Consider the following 17385-nt stretch of genomic DNA (forward strand, 5'->3'; position numbering starts at 1 on the left):
AAGTGACATTGAGCTTATCCAGTACATGGGTGATCTTATTAAACATTGTTGCTTGTTCTGAGCCGGCAAATAATAGGCCTATAGCGTAATTGTCATTGGTCAGGATCAAAGAACCGCTATCTCCAGGCATACTCATTGGACCTGCTAGAATCTGATCGCTAAATATCCCATACTCTTGGTTACTCATCGCGATTTTGAAGGTTACATTGGTAGCTAATACCTGACTATAAGTTACGCCGGTAGTCCTCCCACTCTTTTTTATGGGTAAACCGGGGGTTGCTTCTTTTATGCCGGCGACTGAGCCAAATTCTAAAATCTCGGCACGTATTGCCGCAGTATCTAGCGGGGCTGCCACGGCACAATCTACAAGATTAAGTTTTTCGCTTTCACGCACTACCTGGACTTGATATTGCGGCCGGAGGAGGTGAATACATGTATTAAGTATCATCTCAAAGGTTTTGGCAATTTTACAGTGTGGTGATCTTGTTGCCCGATATAGCGGCACGAATCTGTGCAGCTGGGCAATGGTACATTCTTCTGGTTTTCCACCATCATATATACCTGGTTGGATGATAGCGTCACCGATTGAAGAACGTCCGTCAGTACCATCAGTAATATTTGCTAAGACATGATTATTAGATAATATGAGTAACTCACCGGTATCTTTGTCTTTAACGACTGCACCAAATGTCCCTGCCGAAATCTTATAATGCCCAAGGCTCATTCCTGGTTGGGCCGGACGATTATACCCCATTCGTTCACCTAGTAGTCGAATATCGCCAACCTCTATTATATCAGTTAGTGTATTGTCCATTATTCTTGGTAAAGCTGCACCATTTCGCAAATCAGAGTTTTGATACTTCTTTTTTACTAATATAGTAAGGGCTTCCTGTCCTGTATTTTTACCACGAATATATTTTTGTCCTTGCCCAACCCCGACAATATTATTTGCGTGAGTGTCTAATTTTAAAAGTTGACGAAATATTGCCGGTATGTCTTTTTTATTCATCTTCGTGCCCTCCTCGCCCCTGCATATCATATGTTAGATAATGTATGATATGCAGGGTAAAATGAGCAGGCAACTAAACCTTATTATAGTAAATCTCTAATTTCACTAATTTTATTAATTGTGGCATGATAACCACGTTTAATAAATTCATTGGTTTGACTCAGATTTTTTTGATTTAAATCATAAGCCTGGGGCCTGATGATTACATTTGCATACTGCTCTGATTTAATCAGGGTAACTTCCCTGCCCATAATTTCAATGCATTGCATCAGTATTTCGCCCACAGAGTTAGTTTCATAATTTGGTTGGCCTGAATAGCCTAAATCGACTGCAATAATCTTATCAGCACCCATATGATTTAAAATATCTGTAGGTAGATTATTTTTTACGGCCCCATCTACTAATGTCATTCCGCGATATTTCTTTGGGAAAAAAACTCCGGGTATAGAGATACTGGCCCGTACGGCTTCATACAACAAAGCATTGTGATAATACCGGGCGTTTGGAATAGCTCGATTAGGCGGTAGCGGGGATGTAAAGAAAACGGTATCTGATGAAGTTATATCGACTGCAGTGATTGCTAAAGGTATTTTTGTATCACGAACTGTCCGCTGACTCCATAATTTTTTTAATAAGTCTTCAATCTTCTCCCCTTTTATCAAGCCGGTAGGCAAAACTGACCAAAATCGGAATTTTCCGCTCATCAGCCATTTAAAACCATGTTTAAATAAATCAGCAGATGTTACTTTTAGATCAATTAAATCATGAATATCAACATCATGGATAATTGACTGCATTTGTTGTGGCGAATAACCGCACGCATACATTGTAGCTACTATTGCACCAGCACTGGTACCGGCAATATAATCAACAGGTATGTTATGATCAGTCAGTGCTTTAAGTACTCCGATATGAGAGATGCCTCTTAACCCGCCTCCGCTTAAGGCCAAACCTATTTTTGGCCGAAGGCCGCGCTGTAGATTATTGATGGTGACAATCATTGCTATTTCACCTCGCACATTCCATCCTCTATTATGTTATGAATGAGCAGTGGTAGGTGATAATTAAAGTAAAAAAAAAGAGACTATCGTCTCTTTTCTCCGTTTAGTTATCTTATCGTTTAATCTTTTTTTGCAAGAATTATCATACGCGGAGTCTCTGAGCTATAGGAGCGCCCATCAAATCCGCCATAAGTTTCGATGATTGATAGCCCGCTATTGCTAAATATATTGGCCATCTCAGGCAGAGAATAAGCCCTTAAGATGAAATCGTATTGAATCTTTGTGCCAGTAATCTGGTTAATAAGTTGCCGTTTCATAGTCGCAATTCCATTTTCTAACTGTACTTTATAAGAAAGAACATACTCACCATTAGGATGTCGCCAGTAGCGGTTTAAATTATTACGCACCATCCAATCCCTGTTTAACAAGTCTATCAGGAATAAACCGCGGGGTTTTAAAGCATTGGCAATAAGTTTTATGATATTTGCGTTTTCATCATCCGTGAAGTAACCGAAAGCAGCAAACATATTAATAATAGCAGCAAACTGTTGGTCGTAATCAAGTTCGCGCATGTCTTGCTGCTTAAAAGTAACGTTGACCAGGGCCTCTTGCGCTTTCTGGACTGCAATATCCAGAAAATCCTGAGTAGCATCGACACCGGTAACATTAAATCCTTGTTTGGCCAGTTCTATTGCGTGGCGTCCGTAACCACAATACAAATCTAAAATAGACTCACCACTTTTTAAATTAAGAACACTGGAAATAAATCGTACTTCTTGGTCTGTACCAGCTAAGGAATACGATTTAAAATCACCTAAGGTTTCATGAGTCACTTTTGACACCACCGTAACATTCTTTTCATAGAAAATTCTCTTGTGTTTTGTGATTTAATGACTGTTATTGCTGTCTGGAAATAGATACAGCAATAGCCTTCCTTATTCATTCGGCAATTATGTGGGCAAGAGTAACAATGATCTTTGGTACTAACATAACTCTATCACTGACGTAACGAATAAAACTATGTCTCTAAATAAGATTCTTGTTTAACTTTGCTGTATACGCGAAGTAGCGCTAACGATAATTGAATATTTAATAAAAGTTCGCTACTTTCATCTAAAAATCCTTCCCCTTAATTTTGTAAATTAATTCTCAAATAAAGAACTGCCTAGTTATCTCCAGGCAGTTCCTATTCTAGTTGCCGTCTTTTATATATTTTATACCACGACGGATAGCGATTTCGTTAATTGCCACTAGCTCCGGCTTTTTAGCAAACATTTTGGCAAAGGCTTTCAACACAGCATCAGTTGTTACTACTTCAGCTGCACCAATAATTGCACCGAGCATAACCATATTGGCTGTTTTAGTGTTGCCAATTTCAGCGGCGATCTCATTGGCTGGGACTTGGTAAGCTGTAACGTCGGTACGGTCTGCCCCCCGTTCAATGAGTGAACTATTGATAATAAGTATGCCGCCTGATTGTAGCTGTGGTTCAAATTTATCAAGTGATGGTAAATTCATGGCAATAACCAGGTTAGGCTCAGAAACAATCGGTGCACCAATAGGTTCACCAGAAATAATCACTGAGCAGTTTGCTGTACCACCCCTCATCTCAGGTCCATATGATGGAATCCATGATACTTGCTTGTTATCAATCATACCGGCATAGGTTAATAGTTGGCCCATAAGCATTACGCCCTGCCCGCCAAAACCCGCCATGATTATTTCATGGGTCATTTCATTACCCCCTCCGATGTTTTATAGACACCTAACGGGTAATAGGGAATCATGTCTTCTTCAATCCATTTAGCAGCCTCAATCGGACTCATACCCCAGTTAGTCGGACATGTTGATAATATTTCAACTAAGCCAAAGCCTTCCCCGCTTATTTGCAATTGAAAAGCTTTCTTGATTGCTGCCTTGGCTTTAGCCATGTTGCCAGGAGTATTGATGGCTACGCGGGCAATGAATTTGGCACCTTCAAGGGTGGCTAACATCTCTGAAACCTTAATTGGATATCCGGTTGATTCGGCGCTTCGACCATAAGGTGAAGTGTTAGTAACTTGCCCGATCAAGGTTGTTGGAGCCATTTGACCGCCAGTCATACCATAGATCGCATTATTGACGAAAATAGTAGTGATCTTCTCACCTCTGGCAGCTGCATGGACAATCTCAGCACAACCAATTGCTGCTAAATCACCATCCCCTTGATAAGTAAAAACAACAGCATCAGGATGAACCCGCTTTACACCGGTAGCTACAGCTGGTGCCCGGCCATGGGCAGCTTCAAATGCATCAAAGTTAAAATATTCGTAAGCCAGTACTGAGCAGCCAACAGGAGCTACACCTATTGCTTTATCCCGTACATCAAGTTCATCAAGTACTTCGGCAACCAGACGGTGAATTATGCCGTGATGGCAGCCTGGGCAGTAATGAAAGGGAACATCTTTTAGCCCTTTGGGCCTGGAAAATATTTTCTCCGACATGGTTATCTTCCCTCCTTCCCTTTGAATATATTGGCAATCTGCTCATATACTTCCTTGGTGCTAGGGATCATACCACCTGAGCGGCCATAGAAATGCACTGGTTTAGCTCCATTAACCGCTAACCGTACATCTTCGATCATTTGGCCAGCGCTGAGCTCAAGGGTAAGAAAAGCCGAGGCCTTGCCAGCAGCTAATGCGGCAAGTGGTTTTTCAGGGAATGGCCATAGTGTAATCGGTCGCAACATACCAACCTTCAGGCCTTCACTACGCGCTTTTTCGAGGGACGAGCGAGCAATACGTGAGGTGATGCCATAGGCTACAACTATAAGCTCTGCGTCATCTGTATACAATTCTTCATATCGTACTTCATTAGCAGTAATTTCGGCGTATTTTTTTTGCAGATGGATATTGTGTAATTCCAACTTCTCAGGCTGAAGATGAAGTGAATTAACAATATTAGGTTCAGTACGCCCTCTAAGGCCTGTTGCAGCCCATGGTTTGGCAATTTGTTTAGTATTGGGAGGACTAAATTCTACCGGTTCCATCATTTGGCCCAATGCCCCATCACCTAACAGCATGACAGGTGTGCGATATCTATCTGCAAGATCAAATGCCAGGATTGTTGTATCAACCATTTCCTGGACTGAGTTAGGTGCAAGCACTATGGTGCGGTAGTCGCCATGCCCGCCCCCTTTAGTCGCTTGAAAGTAATCTGACTGAGCTGGTTGAATGCCTCCTAAACCTGGGCCACCGCGCATTATATTTACAATAACACTCGGAAGCTCGGCACCGGCAATGTAAGAGATTCCTTCCATTTTGAGGCTTATCCCAGGGCTTGAGGATGAGGTCATTACCCTGGCACCAGCACCTGCGGCACCATATACCATGTTAATAGCAGCAACTTCACTTTCTGCCTGGAGAAATACGCCATTAATCTGCGGCATGCGTTTGGACATATATTCAGTCAGTTCTGTTTGCGGTGTTATTGGATAGCCAAAATAGTGCCGGCACCCGGCAACAATAGCAGCTTCACCAATAGCCTCATTGCCTTTCATTAATATCTTTTCTGCCATTAGAATCACTCTCCTTTGTCTTTATGAATCTCAATGACAATATCCGGGCAGGTCTTGGCACAGAGTGCACATCCAACACATTTAGTCTCGTCGATACAAGTAGCTGGCCGGTAACCTTTGCTGTTAAACCTGTTAGCAAGAACTACAATTTTGTGAGGACATGCTACTGTACATAATTCGCATCCTTTACAACGCTCTTCGTTGAAAAATGGTTTTGGCACTATAGTTCCCTCCTTAACATGTATAGGGACATTATATCCAGTATACAAAAAGTCAACCCCATGTCCTACAACACGGGGTTAAATTAATAAAAATTATTTCTATTTTACAATTTCCACCGTATTGCCGGTATTAATCTTGGCAGCGTTTCCTTCATCTGTGTCTAGGTGACATTCGAGCTTAAAGCTGTCACTTACCCTTGCTAAAACGTTATCATAAATGAGGCCTCGCTCGCCAGTACAGCGGACTTGTACAACATCTTTATCCTTTAAACCTAATTCGGCTGCATCGGCAGTAGTCATATGAATATGGCGGCAAGCAGCAATAACGCCTTCCTCCAGTTTTACTTCGCCTTTAGGGCCAACAAGGGTCAATCCAGGTGACCCTTTTAAATCGCCGGAATCACGCACTGGTGGATTAATACCGAGCTTAAGCGCATCAGTCAGAGCAATTTCAATTTGAGTTTGTTTACGCTCTGGGCCAAGTATACGTACTTTTTTAAAAGAACCCTTTTCAGTAACTAGATCAACTTGCTCTTCACAAGCAAACTGACCAGGTTGAGACAGATCCTTTTTAACAGTGAGTTGATATCCCACACCAAATAAGATATCAAGATGCTCACGGGATACATGCAAGTGACGGGCTGAAATACCTACAGGAATTGATTTAGACATAAAAAATGCACTCCTTTTATATTAAATTATATTATACCAGCTATTCAATAACCTCCGAAAAATATACTACAGTTACAATGTCACTATTGGTTAAGGTTTTATTATAGATAGACTGCAAAAAAACCAATAGTTCATCGATACTGGTAAGATCCGGATTCTCTCCCTGCAAATCATGGAGAGTCAATTGGGAAATCGGTTTTACCAAAACACGGTCAATAGCTGCAGTAAAGATTCGTTTCTTTTGGGAGAACCGTTTGCCTACAGTTACCCATACGATATCGCCTTCTGAATATTTATTGGTCTTATCCCCAAGCCTAATCGTACATATTTTGCGGCGACAAACTAATTGGCTGTGATAGTTAGACGAATAAAAATTCAATGCCCTCATCCCAGAATCCCCCTATTTATTATGGTTTTAGCCACTTTCTTATTCTAGTTACAGCTTCAGACAGCCTTTGTTCAGGCTGAACCAACGCTATGCGTACATAGCCTTCACCGCAAGCACCAAAAGCGCTGCCGGGAATAACAGCTACCCCGGTATTTTTTAACAGTGAGACTGTGAAGTCATAGGAGGACTGCTTAGTGGGAACCGGCGCCCACACATACATTGAAGCCTTAGGACGGTCTGCAACCCAACCTATCTCCGAGAAACCGTCAACAATAATATCACGGCGTCTCTGATAGGCTGCAGCGGTCTCAGCAACACAATTCTGAGACCCGGTCAGGGCAGCTATGGCAGCTTGCTGGAGCGGATAAAAAATACCATAGTCGAAATTGGATTTTAAACGCCCGAGAAGAGATATTATGTGGGCATTACCTACAACATAACCAACTCGGCAGCCCGCCATATTATAGGTTTTAGAAAGAGAATTAAATTCTATTGCGATATCTTTTGCACCGGGAATGGACAAAAAACTATCAGGCCGGTAATCATCAAAAACCAGGTCACTATAAGCAAAATCATAACAGACAAGAATGTTATAGCGTTTGGCAAACGCCACTACCTGTTCCAGAAAGCTCCGGGGTGCTGTAGCCGCCAGTGGATTATTAGGATAATTTAATATCATGATTTTGGCCCGCTTTAATATGGTTTCATCAATGGCTGCTAAGTCTGGCAGATAGTTATTTTCCGGCGTCAGCGGCATTTTATAGAGCTCAGCACCGGCAATAAGCGGACCGGCACTGAAAATTGGATAGCCTGGATCTGGAATAAGTACCACATCACCAGGGTTTATCAAACATAATGATATGTGCGCTAAACCATCTTGTGACCCAATCAGTGAGTGGATTTCCGTTTCCGGGTTTAGTTTAACACCGAATTTAGTATTGTACCAGCCAGCGATGGCGCTTAAGAGATCAGGCACTCCTTTGGATAAAGTGTATCCGTAGTTAAAGCAGCAATCGACAGAATCTTTCAGTGCTTTAACAATATGTGGCGCTGGTGCCATATCAGGACTGCCAATACTTAGGGTAATAACGTCTTTACCAGCGGCAATTTCGGTCTTGCGCATATCATCAACTTGCGTAAAAATGGCTGATGTTAAGGCCTGCATACGCTCGGATTGATCAAACATGTTGCCCCTCCAATATCGCCTTACTTAATGAGACCTGGACAAACGCGGTTAATTTTAATATTCAATATAAATAAGGCAATTCCTGTTGGCTAAGAGGCAAAAAAATTAATTTTATTTCAAATTGGTCTGACTTACTAAACGCATACCTCTCCGGTCAGCTTCGGCAATAAGACGTTCCTGGTCTATTGTAGTCAATTGACGATTATCCAGCAGTACTTTACCATCGACAATTACAGTATGGACATCACGTGCACCGGCGGCATAAGTCAAAAGGGATAAGCGGTCGTGGCGCGGATGCCAATGTGGCTCCTGCATATCAAAGACAGTTATGTCCGCTTTGTAAGTGACCTCCAATTTACCAGTTGCTTTGTTTAGGCCTAAGGCATTAGCGCCTTGAGAAGTAGCCATATCTACTGCTGTTTTAGCAGGAATAGCCAACGGGTCAAGGCGATGAACCTTGTGTAGCATTGCAGCTAAACGTAACTCTTCAAGCATATCCAGGTTATTATTGCTTGCTGCGCCATCAGTCCCCAGCCCAACACAAATCCCCGCATTAAGCATGTCGGGTATTGGAGCGACGCCACTGGCTAATTTCATATTACTGCCCGGATTGTGAGCCACTCGTATGTTCTTATTCTTCATAATCGCAATATCGTCAGGCGATACGTGAACGCAGTGTGCAGCTAAAACACCATGATCCAGGACGCCTAGCTCTTCCATTAAAGCGATAGGCGATTTCCCATATTGTTTTTGACAATCAGCTACCTCGCCAGCAGTTTCAGATAAATGGATATGTATTTGGGAGCCTAATTTTTCAGCTAAAGCGGTTACTTTCTTAAGATAATCAGGTGGGCATGTATAAGGTGCGTGTGGTCCGAGCATAACCGTAATTCTGCCATTAGCGGCCAAATGCCATTCTTTGTAAAAGTTTTCGCTTTCAGCCAATGCCTGATTGGCTGTAGGTGCAACTCCAGCCATACCGCGTGACAATACGGCGCGAATACCACTCTCTGCCACCGCTTTAGCGACTTCAGGCATAAAAAAGTACATGTCTGCAAAACAGGTTGTGCCTGTTTTGAGCATTTCTGCGATTGCTAAAAGTGATCCCCAATACACATCCTCTGCTGTCAGGTTCTCCTCGGCAGGCCAAATCTTTGTTTTTAGCCAGTCCATAAGCATCATATCATCTGCATAGCTTCGAAACAGTGACATAGCTGCATGGGTATGGGTATTGACAAAACCAGGAATTATGAGCTTATCCTGGCAGTTAATGATCCGTTCAGCATGATCAGTGACAATACCGATTTGCGTAATGACTGAGCCAGTAATAGCAATGTCGGTTTGGCGTACTTGGCCATCGGCGCAGAGTACATCGCCACCTTTAAGAAGAATATTTACCATTTATATGCCTCCCTTGCGCTTTGTACTAGTACCTTGTTAGCTCTAAAACGGTAGAATAATGGCGAGGATATTTTTCGCAAACCAAGGCGGAGGAGGGAGGCATACCGGACGTATGCTGACTGACGACAACGAAGGGTTGCGGAAAATAGACCGTCAGTATTCACTGGATTAGGGCTGATAAGGTACTAGGCTTTATGGAGATACTCATGCTGATCAGGGGTAAGTCGGTCAATGCTAAAGCCCATGGCTTTTAGCTTGAGATCGGCGACTCTTTGATCCATCTCAGCCGTTACAGTATATACTTTGTTGTCTAATTCAGCGTGCTTACCGGCAATATGGAGTACAGCCAGGGTTTGCATTGCGAAGGATAAGTCCATAATCTCTGTTGGGTGCCCGTCCCCTGCTGCCAGGTTAACTAAACGGCCTTCAGCCAGCAGGTATAATTTGCGGTCATCTTCCATAACAAATTCTTCGATATTTTTACGTACAGTTTTGCGGCTTTTAGCTAATGCAGACAGATCATCTTTGTTAATTTCGACATCAAAATGACCTGCATTTGCCATGATTGCACCCGGTTTCATAATTTCCATGTGTTCACGACGGATAACATCTTTACAGCCTGTCAGCGTAACAAAAATATCTCCACGAGACGCGGCATCCTGCATCGGTAATACTGTAAAGCCATCAAATACAGCCTCAATAGCTTTAATAGGATCAATTTCAGTAACAATAACGTTTGCTCCCAGGCCTTTAGCGCGCATAGCCACCCCTTTACCACACCAGCCATAACCGGCAACTACCACTGTCTTGCCAGTCACCGTAAGGTTAGTAGTTCTCATGATCCCGTCCCAGGTTGACTGGCCGGTACCGTAACGGTTGTCGAACAAATATTTGCAATACGCATCATTGACGGCTATCATAGGAAATTTCAGCCGCCCGGAATCTGCTAAGGCCCTCAGGCGCAGAACACCGGTAGTTGTTTCCTCAGAACCCCCAAGGATATTTGCGGCTAATTCGCTTCGCTCGCCATGTAATAAAGATACCAGATCACCGCCATCATCAACAATAATATCAGGTTTGGTATCAAGCGCTTTATGTAAAAAATCTTCATATTCTGCAGCAGTAGTGTTGTACCAGGCAAAGACTTTAACACCTTGGGACGCTAAGGCTGCAGCCACATCGTCCTGTGTTGATAGTGGATTACTGCCGGTTACAGCCACATTTGCCCCGGCATTTTTGAGAACAATGGCCAGATAGGCCGTCTTTGCCTCCAAATGCATAGTGATAACCAGATTTTTGCCGGCTAAAGGTTTTGTTTGAGATAGTTCCTCATTCAAAACGTTGAGCACAGGCATAAACTCTTTAACCCAGTTTATTTTATCCATCCCCTGAGGGGCTAAGGCAATGTTACGAACAATAGATTCCATAGTTTTAATCTCCTTCCCTTACTTACGCATTTTTGACAATTGACTAATAGACTCTTGGTAGGGAGCTCGTAATATACCATATTCAGTGATAATCGCAGATATCATAGTGTGTGATGTGACATCAAATGCTGGATTAAACACCTTTACCCCCGCCGGTGCCACACAATTGCCGCCTAATGATGTGACTTCGCTTGCACACCGTTCTTCTATTGGAATATCAGAGCCACTGCTTATGGTGAAATCAAAAGTGGATACCGGTGCAGCTACATAAAACGGTATTCCATGTTCTTTTGCCAGGATAGCTACGCTGTATGTCCCTATTTTATTGGCAACATCGCCGTTTAAAGCGATTCGGTCCGCACCAACGATGACTGCGTGTACCATTTGGTTCTTCATTACCCAGCCAGCCATATTATCAGTAATCAATGTGACCGGAATACCATCTTGCATCAGCTCCCAGGCTGTCAGCCTGGCACCCTGAAGCAGTGGCCGGGTTTCATCAGCAAAAACCCCGGTAATATTCCCCTGAGACCAAGCCTTGCGAATTACCCCCAGTGCTGTTCCAAGGGCGACAGTGGCTAACGCACCGGCATTACAATGGGTTAGTACAGATGTGGGAGTCGTAAATAAACTCGCACCATATGTCGCCATTTGCTCGTTAACAGCCTGGTCTTCTTTCGCAATGACAATGGCTTCCTGCTCCAGAGCTGCGATTGCAGTGGCCGAATCGGTGGATTCAGGTAATCGAGTGATAACATTAAGCATACGGTCAATAGCCCAAAATAAGTTAACGGCTGTTGGTCTAGTCTGACGCAGTGCTTCAGCCGTTGCTAATAATTTATGCTTAAACTCGTTAGTGGCAAGTCCTGTAAGTTCACGGGCTCCCAGTACTAAAGCAAAAGCCGCCGCCGCCCCAATGGCCGGAGCGCCGCGTACTTCAAGCCGTCTGATGGCTTCAGCCGCGCGTCGCCAGTCATAACACTCGATATATTCAAGTTTTGTTGGCAATAAAGTCTGATTCAACAGGGTTAAACAGTTATTTGACCAAACGACAGACCGCATCAACCATTCCTCCTTACAATTTAAAGCCGCCGTATTCAGCCAGCGCGTGCTTGCAAGTACAGTCAGTCTCAGTATCTAACTGTGATATTGCGGCCATAATGAGCTGCTTGATGTTTTCAGCGTTGCCTTGCATTGTTTCCAGTACTTCATGATGGGTCAAGGGCTGGGGCGAGATCCCGGCGGCAAAGTTAGTAACCATGGAAACAGTAGCATAACACATTTCAGCCTCGCGGGCTAAAACCACCTCAGGGACATTTGTCATGCCTACTACGTCACCGCCAAATTTAGCAAACATCTTAATCTCGGCCGGTGTTTCAAACCGTGGACCTTCAGTGCACACATAGGTGCCCTGCTGGTGAATCGATATACCAAGGTTTTGGGCCGCTGTGGTTAATACATTGCGCACTGTCGGGCAATACGGCGTTGTTACATCAACATGAACTACGCCACGGTCGCCACCTTCGTAAAAAGTTGTTGTCCGATTTTTAACAAAATCAAGAAACTGGTCAATGAGCACAAAATCACCTGGTTTCATGTCCAGGTTAAGTGAACCTACTGCTGTTGTCGCAATAATATTTTGCACGCCAAGCTTCTTTATCGCCCAGATATTAGCCCGGTAATTAATTAAATGCGGTGGGATAGAATGGCTGCTGCCATGACGTGGAATAAATGCAACATCTTTACCGGCATATTCGCCACTTTTAAAGCGCACTACGCCGTAAGGGGTAGCAATCTCCTGATCACGGATATTGTCCAAGATTCGTGGGTCGTATACGCCGGTTCCACCAATGATGGCAATCTTCATATTTTATCACCCTGCCTATTTATTTTCTATGCCACATATACCAAGTAAATCTTCAATGGTGTTAAGTATATAATCGGGCTGCTCGGCCAGCAGGTCTTTCCAAGCCAGCTGAGTCCAACGGACAGCAGCTGTTTTAACCCCTGCTGCGCGCGCGCTTGCCAAGTCGAAAGGACTGTCCCCTATCATTAGACATTCGGACGGCGCAAGCTTAATCTGTTCCAGTGCCAACTGTACCGGTTCTGGATCAGGCTTATGTTTTGCGCATTCCTCGTGACCGATAACAATAGCGAAATATTTGTCCATGTTAAACAGGCGAAGCCCCCTTATGGCTGTACTTTTTGTCTTTGAAGTAACAATTGCCAGTAGTATGCCCTCATTATACAGCTTTTGAATAGTTTCAGCTACACCGTCAAAACCAGTTGTCAGTTTATCATGGTGAACCAGATTGAATTCTCTGTAGGTTTTAATTAAAGCTTCAACCTTATCAGGTCCATAATGCTCCATCGCATCCCTAAGGGGCTTGCCAAAGAAAGCATAGACTTGCTGGGGAGTAAGTTGCCGCCCATAATGCTGCTCAAAGGTGTGCTGAAAAGATCGGACAATCAGGTTAGAGGTATCAATCAGTGTACCATCCAGATCAAATAAAATTCCCTTGAATTTCAATGTTGCCCTCCTGAATAGAGTTAATGTAACCAGAAAAACAGGAGCCTGGCTTGAGGCTCCTGTTTTGCCCAGGTCATTGGCAAGTTAAAATTTAAGCCTGCCAGCTTATTGGAAAGATGAGCCAAAATGTCCGTTTTTCATTAGAATGTGCTAATTTAAATAATGAAAATAACACACAAGCAGTAATCCTAACCTAAAAAATTCAAGATACTGCTCCAAATCCCTGCTATTTGTTATTATAAATTACAAATTTACGCCAATAAATCCGCCAAGTGCTCCAGCCAAACTGCCAGCGGCAAACTTATTACTCAGCATGAGCCAGGATATTTGTTCCTGACCCAATTCGATACCTATCCCCACTGAGAACAGCACATAAATTATGCCAACAGCACAGCCGATAATCAGGCCTTTGGCAGCTACCTGCTTGGCTGCATAGATACTACCGATAAAAATACTAGTTGTAGTTAATGCGACCATAATATATTCAAGATAGGTATCAATAAATCTATTTTCTGATATCAGGCTAATAAGCGAAAGGAATATGGCACAAATAAGCGATACCGCTATACTAACTGCTACTCCTTTAAAAATAGCCATAGAGATATTGGTATTACGCGGAGCTTGGGGGTAGTTTCTTGTCCGTCTGGAAACTTTGGCCATAATACTCCCTCCTGCACAGTCCTTTATTGTTAAATTTATGCAAATAACAGCCAAATATGCGGACTAATTATAATTTTATAGCTCCCAATCCTCTATGGCTTTTATTATGCCATAGTTGGTTAAATCAAAATGTATCGGTGTAACCGATACTTTTCCGCTTTTTACGGCGACTATATCGCTGTCTGGATCATTCTCACTTTCTGATACACGGCCGCTCATCCAATAATAAGTACGGCCTCTGGGGTCCTGGCGGCGTTCAAAGGTGTTTTCATAGCTACGGACGCCAAGCTTGGTGACAACTATTTCCCTAAGCTGACCTTCGCCAAGTGCTGGAACATTGACATTGAGCAAAGTATTGGGTGGTAAACTTTTACTAATCATTTTTTCCACAATTTTTCTGGCAATTTTAGCGGCAGGTTCGAAATCGAACGGTTGCCAGCTGTCCAGCGACATGGCGACAGCCGGCAGTCCATGTAATGCTCCTTCAATTGCGGCGCTCACTGTACCTGAATAAAGTACGTCAGTTCCCAGGTTTGAACCCTGATTAATTCCTGAGACAATTATATCAGGGTGGTCATCTGTAAGCAGCGCCTCTAAGGCAACCTTAACACAGTCAGTCGGTGTGCCGCCAACCCTCCAGGCGCAAATTGCCGGGGTATTAATACAATGTTTATCAATCCATATTGGATGATGTACAGTAATTGCCTGGCTTGATGCGCTTTTCTCACTGTCAGGTGCGATTACCGTAATTCTAGCAATTTGGGATAATTCCAACCATAGGGCTTTTATTCCCGGTGCATTTATACCGTCGTCATTGGTTAAAAGTATATGCAAGGCACAGCCTCCCAATAAATTATAATTGGCCCATAAACTTATGGGTCTGTGGAATTACCCTGACGTTTTCAAGCAGTTTAAGCGCTTCTGCCTGATAAGTAAGCATGGCATCCGGCTGAACGGCTGTAGAGGCATTACAGGGGGTAACCGGCTGCAGGATGAGCGGAATACGGTTATTGACTGAAGCCACCAAGTCAACAGCCTGTTTAAACTCGTCACTGCCAGTTTGCCCTGTGATAACCAGCTTAATAAAAACTTCTTTGCCAGCTGCCAGTCGCAAAAATTCATAATGCTCCTGCCAATATGCTTTTCCTGCGATACTCGGCAGTTTTAGGTCCATACTGATAATATGTATATAGGGCAGCGCCTGGGCCAGTTTCTCAACCATAGTGCCATTTGTTTCAAGATATATCAGGCCTTTAAGTTTAGGTGCCAGCTTTATAATGCTCTCAGTTTGCCCCAACGGCTCCCCACCGGTCAAACTAATCGAATGGTGTCTAATGGTTAAGAGCGAATTAATTCGTTGTGCGAGATAATCAATAGACAATGGGTTAGCTATTTTGTCAAAAATTCGCTTGCCCGGGGCACACTCTACTAAAGCATGATCGCATAGCTTACGGGAATCAGGGGTATCACAATAGTCACAGGCTAAATTGCAGCCGGCAAAGCGCACAAATATCTGGCGAGTTCCGACATATAAGCCTTCCCCCTGAATCGAAGAAAATATTTCAATAATATTAGCCATATTTTACCCCTGAGGACAGTATTTGACAGCTGAACGCGGCGACTCCCATATTTGGACGCAGCGAATCTTGATATTCTCCTGAAAGACAGGATTAGCGGCAAGCGTATCGTAAATATATTTAGCAATATATTCAGCAGTTGGGGGAATTGTCTTGAATTCTGGCAGGTCATTAAGATAGTAGTGATCAAGATTATCTATTACTTTGCCTACTTCGGCCTTAAGTTCTTTAAAATCCATAATCATACCTAACCGGTTAAGCTCGCGGCCGGAAACAGTGACTTCTACTTTCCAGTTATGTCCGTGTAACCGGCAGCATTTGCCCGGATAATCAGGCAACTGATGTGCAGCCTCAAATTCTGCAATAATAGTCAAATCATACATGGTAAAATACCTCCCTGATTAATAGGTTTTATCAGCAATCGAAGAAATATACTTGAATAGTTAGTACAGGCAATCTTACTATATGCAAAAAAAGATGAGTGTGAACTCACCTTTATTTTATAGCTTGCTTACTTAAGAGGTTTTCCTTGGTAAACTCGTCTGAATTATTTAGTAACATATCCCGATAGCTTAGGCTACGGGTATGTTCAGTATGGCTCCAGTTCCGGTCATTGCGGTGCAGGAAGCCCAGGAAAGTAATCGGTATCCAACTGTATACAAAGAGCGGGTAAAAAATTAAGTATAGCCATGTCTTCCAATTAGCACGGATTTTGGCCAAAATAATGATTGGGAAAACGTATTGGCCAATGGCAATGATGGTCCACACTTCTATGGGTAAAACCATATAGAGAATATTAGTATAGAAAGGGACAATATGGTACAAATAGCTTAAAATAACAAATGTTGTCGATAATATCAAGAAATGCGGCTGGACAAGGTGCAGTACTCCATCTAAAATTCTTATGTCACGTCGCCTTATTCCCTCTACTAATAATTTAGGGATATATCGCCCGGCAACATCAAAGTGACCTTGTGCCCAACGCTTGCGCTGTTTCCAGGATTGCATGAAAGTAAGTGGCTTCTCGTCATAAACTATGGCGTCATGTGCCCAAGTAGTGCGAACACCAATTAATAATGTTTTCATGGTAAATTCCATATCCTCAGTAAGGCAGGTAGCACCCCAGCCAAACTTTTTTAGGATATCGGTAGAAATACACATCCCGGTTCCACCTAAGACACTTGATAAGCCTAGATTATATTTAGCTAGATGCCAAATATGATTGACGACCCAGAAAGAAATGGCGAACGTTGCGGCAATCCAGGTATCATTAGGATTCTTTGCATTAAGATAACCTTGAATGACCTTTTCTCCCTTGCACAGACGATTGTTCATTTCACTGAGGAAATTAGGATCAACGAGATTGTCGGCGTCAAAAACCACTACAGCGTCATATTGCTTTTTTAAAGCAAATAGCTTCTCAAACATCCATTCCATTGCATAGCCTTTGCCTCGTTGCTCAAGGTTAAAACGCTCGTACACAAGGGCACCAGCGTTTTTAGCAATCTGAGCGGTGGTATCTTTGCAATTGTCTGCTACAACATAGATGTCATAAAGGTCTTGTGGATAATTAAGTACATGCAGATTCTCCACCAACTGACCGATTACCTGTTCTTCATTATGGGCAGCAACTATAATGGCAAATGTATTTTTAGGAGTTGTTATTTTATCCTCATGTCTTTTACAAATTCCAAAAAATGCAATGATAAAATAGTACAATGTAAAAAATACAATAATAAGTTGCATGGGAATCATTA

At 43.0% G+C, this 17385-nt stretch carries 20 protein-coding genes; all 20 read right to left on the reverse strand.

Annotation, left to right across the window (positions count from 1 at the left end; all coding sequences use genetic code 11):
* Positions 1-1009: hypothetical protein (locus VN379_RS21680; RefSeq protein WP_325537751.1), on the reverse strand; the 1009-nt coding region annotated here is incomplete at its 3' end.
* A gap of 83 nt (positions 1010-1092) precedes the next feature.
* A complete protein-coding gene (locus VN379_RS21685; protein WP_325537753.1) occupies positions 1093-2010 on the reverse strand; it encodes a patatin-like phospholipase family protein in 918 nt (305 codons plus the stop codon).
* Positions 2011-2129: 119 nt separating this feature from the next.
* Positions 2130-2843, reverse strand: coding sequence for a class I SAM-dependent methyltransferase (locus VN379_RS21690; protein WP_325537755.1), 714 nt, complete (start codon positions 2841-2843; stop codon positions 2130-2132).
* A 358-nt stretch (positions 2844-3201) separates the two neighbouring features.
* Positions 3202-3744 carry a 2-oxoacid:acceptor oxidoreductase family protein gene (locus tag VN379_RS21695; protein WP_325537757.1) on the reverse strand — a complete coding sequence of 181 codons (543 nt, stop codon included), beginning with the start codon at positions 3742-3744 and terminating at the stop codon, positions 3202-3204.
* Positions 3741-4493: a thiamine pyrophosphate-dependent enzyme gene (locus VN379_RS21700; protein WP_325537759.1), complete on the reverse strand. Its 753-nt coding sequence runs from the start codon at positions 4491-4493 to the stop codon at positions 3741-3743. Before VN379_RS21700 ends, VN379_RS21695 begins: the two co-directional genes overlap by 4 nt.
* Positions 4494-4495: 2 nt before the next feature.
* Positions 4496-5566, reverse strand: coding sequence for a 3-methyl-2-oxobutanoate dehydrogenase subunit VorB (locus VN379_RS21705; protein ID WP_325537761.1), 1071 nt, complete (start codon positions 5564-5566; stop codon positions 4496-4498).
* A 5-nt stretch (positions 5567-5571) separates the two neighbouring features.
* The gene (locus tag VN379_RS21710; protein WP_325537763.1) at positions 5572-5787 is read right to left on the reverse strand and encodes a 4Fe-4S binding protein; all 216 of its coding nucleotides are present in this window, start codon (positions 5785-5787) and stop codon (positions 5572-5574) included.
* A gap of 99 nt (positions 5788-5886) precedes the next feature.
* Positions 5887-6459: a phosphate propanoyltransferase gene (gene pduL / locus VN379_RS21715; RefSeq protein WP_325537765.1), complete on the reverse strand. Its 573-nt coding sequence runs from the start codon at positions 6457-6459 to the stop codon at positions 5887-5889.
* Between the two features lie 40 nt (positions 6460-6499).
* Complete coding sequence (locus VN379_RS21720; RefSeq protein WP_325537767.1) at positions 6500-6847, reverse strand: ASCH domain-containing protein; 348 nt, start codon at positions 6845-6847, stop codon at positions 6500-6502.
* A 19-nt stretch (positions 6848-6866) separates the two neighbouring features.
* Complete coding sequence (locus VN379_RS21725; RefSeq protein ID WP_325537769.1) at positions 6867-8033, reverse strand: aminotransferase class I/II-fold pyridoxal phosphate-dependent enzyme; 1167 nt, start codon at positions 8031-8033, stop codon at positions 6867-6869.
* A gap of 111 nt (positions 8034-8144) precedes the next feature.
* The gene (locus tag VN379_RS21730) at positions 8145-9434 is read right to left on the reverse strand and encodes an amidohydrolase (RefSeq protein WP_325537771.1); all 1290 of its coding nucleotides are present in this window, start codon (positions 9432-9434) and stop codon (positions 8145-8147) included.
* Positions 9435-9619: 185 nt separating this feature from the next.
* Positions 9620-10861, reverse strand: coding sequence for an adenosylhomocysteinase (locus VN379_RS21735; RefSeq protein WP_325537773.1), 1242 nt, complete (start codon positions 10859-10861; stop codon positions 9620-9622).
* Between the two features lie 18 nt (positions 10862-10879).
* Positions 10880-11926, reverse strand: coding sequence for an S-methyl-5-thioribose-1-phosphate isomerase (gene mtnA, locus VN379_RS21740; RefSeq protein ID WP_325537775.1), 1047 nt, complete (start codon positions 11924-11926; stop codon positions 10880-10882).
* Between the two features lie 10 nt (positions 11927-11936).
* On the reverse strand, positions 11937-12728 hold the full coding sequence (gene mtnP / locus VN379_RS21745; protein WP_325537777.1) for an S-methyl-5'-thioadenosine phosphorylase: 792 nt from the start codon (positions 12726-12728) through the stop codon (positions 11937-11939).
* A 15-nt stretch (positions 12729-12743) separates the two neighbouring features.
* The gene (gene ppaX / locus VN379_RS21750; RefSeq protein ID WP_325537779.1) at positions 12744-13391 is read right to left on the reverse strand and encodes a pyrophosphatase PpaX; all 648 of its coding nucleotides are present in this window, start codon (positions 13389-13391) and stop codon (positions 12744-12746) included.
* Between the two features lie 243 nt (positions 13392-13634).
* The gene (locus VN379_RS21755) at positions 13635-14051 is read right to left on the reverse strand and encodes a TIGR04086 family membrane protein (protein WP_325537781.1); all 417 of its coding nucleotides are present in this window, start codon (positions 14049-14051) and stop codon (positions 13635-13637) included.
* 75 nt (positions 14052-14126) lie between these two features.
* A complete protein-coding gene (gene surE / locus VN379_RS21760) occupies positions 14127-14885 on the reverse strand; it encodes a 5'/3'-nucleotidase SurE (RefSeq protein WP_325537783.1) in 759 nt (252 codons plus the stop codon).
* Positions 14886-14904: 19 nt separating this feature from the next.
* Complete coding sequence (locus VN379_RS21765; RefSeq protein ID WP_325537785.1) at positions 14905-15630, reverse strand: 7-carboxy-7-deazaguanine synthase QueE; 726 nt, start codon at positions 15628-15630, stop codon at positions 14905-14907.
* Positions 15631-15633: 3 nt separating this feature from the next.
* Entirely contained in the window at positions 15634-16011 is a 378-nt protein-coding gene (queD, locus tag VN379_RS21770; protein ID WP_325537787.1) for a 6-carboxytetrahydropterin synthase QueD, read from the reverse strand.
* 112 nt (positions 16012-16123) lie between these two features.
* The gene (locus VN379_RS21775; RefSeq protein ID WP_325537789.1) at positions 16124-17383 is read right to left on the reverse strand and encodes a glycosyltransferase family 2 protein; all 1260 of its coding nucleotides are present in this window, start codon (positions 17381-17383) and stop codon (positions 16124-16126) included.
* Between the last annotated feature and the right edge of the window lie 2 nt (positions 17384-17385).

It is taken from the genome of Sporomusa sp., from assembly GCF_035561255.1.
Taxonomy (GTDB): domain Bacteria; phylum Bacillota; class Negativicutes; order Sporomusales; family Sporomusaceae; genus Sporomusa.

Coding starts and splice junctions, on each gene's coding strand:
- VN379_RS21685 (WP_325537753.1), bottom strand. CDS start 2,010: ATGATTGTCACCATCAATAATCTACAGCGCGGCCTTCGGCCAAAAATA.
- VN379_RS21695 (WP_325537757.1), bottom strand. CDS start 3,744: ATGACCCATGAAATAATCATGGCGGGTTTTGGCGGGCAGGGCGTAATG.
- VN379_RS21700 (WP_325537759.1), bottom strand. CDS start 4,493: ATGTCGGAGAAAATATTTTCCAGGCCCAAAGGGCTAAAAGATGTTCCC.
- VN379_RS21705 (WP_325537761.1), bottom strand. CDS start 5,566: ATGGCAGAAAAGATATTAATGAAAGGCAATGAGGCTATTGGTGAAGCT.
- pduL (WP_325537765.1), bottom strand. CDS start 6,459: ATGTCTAAATCAATTCCTGTAGGTATTTCAGCCCGTCACTTGCATGTA.
- VN379_RS21720 (WP_325537767.1), bottom strand. CDS start 6,847: ATGAGGGCATTGAATTTTTATTCGTCTAACTATCACAGCCAATTAGTT.
- VN379_RS21725 (WP_325537769.1), bottom strand. CDS start 8,033: ATGTTTGATCAATCCGAGCGTATGCAGGCCTTAACATCAGCCATTTTT.
- VN379_RS21730 (WP_325537771.1), bottom strand. CDS start 9,434: ATGGTAAATATTCTTCTTAAAGGTGGCGATGTACTCTGCGCCGATGGC.
- VN379_RS21735 (WP_325537773.1), bottom strand. CDS start 10,861: ATGGAATCTATTGTTCGTAACATTGCCTTAGCCCCTCAGGGGATGGAT.
- mtnP (WP_325537777.1), bottom strand. CDS start 12,728: ATGAAGATTGCCATCATTGGTGGAACCGGCGTATACGACCCACGAATC.
- VN379_RS21755 (WP_325537781.1), bottom strand. CDS start 14,051: ATGGCCAAAGTTTCCAGACGGACAAGAAACTACCCCCAAGCTCCGCGT.
- VN379_RS21765 (WP_325537785.1), bottom strand. CDS start 15,630: ATGGCTAATATTATTGAAATATTTTCTTCGATTCAGGGGGAAGGCTTA.
- queD (WP_325537787.1), bottom strand. CDS start 16,011: ATGTATGATTTGACTATTATTGCAGAATTTGAGGCTGCACATCAGTTG.
- VN379_RS21775 (WP_325537789.1), bottom strand. CDS start 17,383: ATGATTCCCATGCAACTTATTATTGTATTTTTTACATTGTACTATTTT.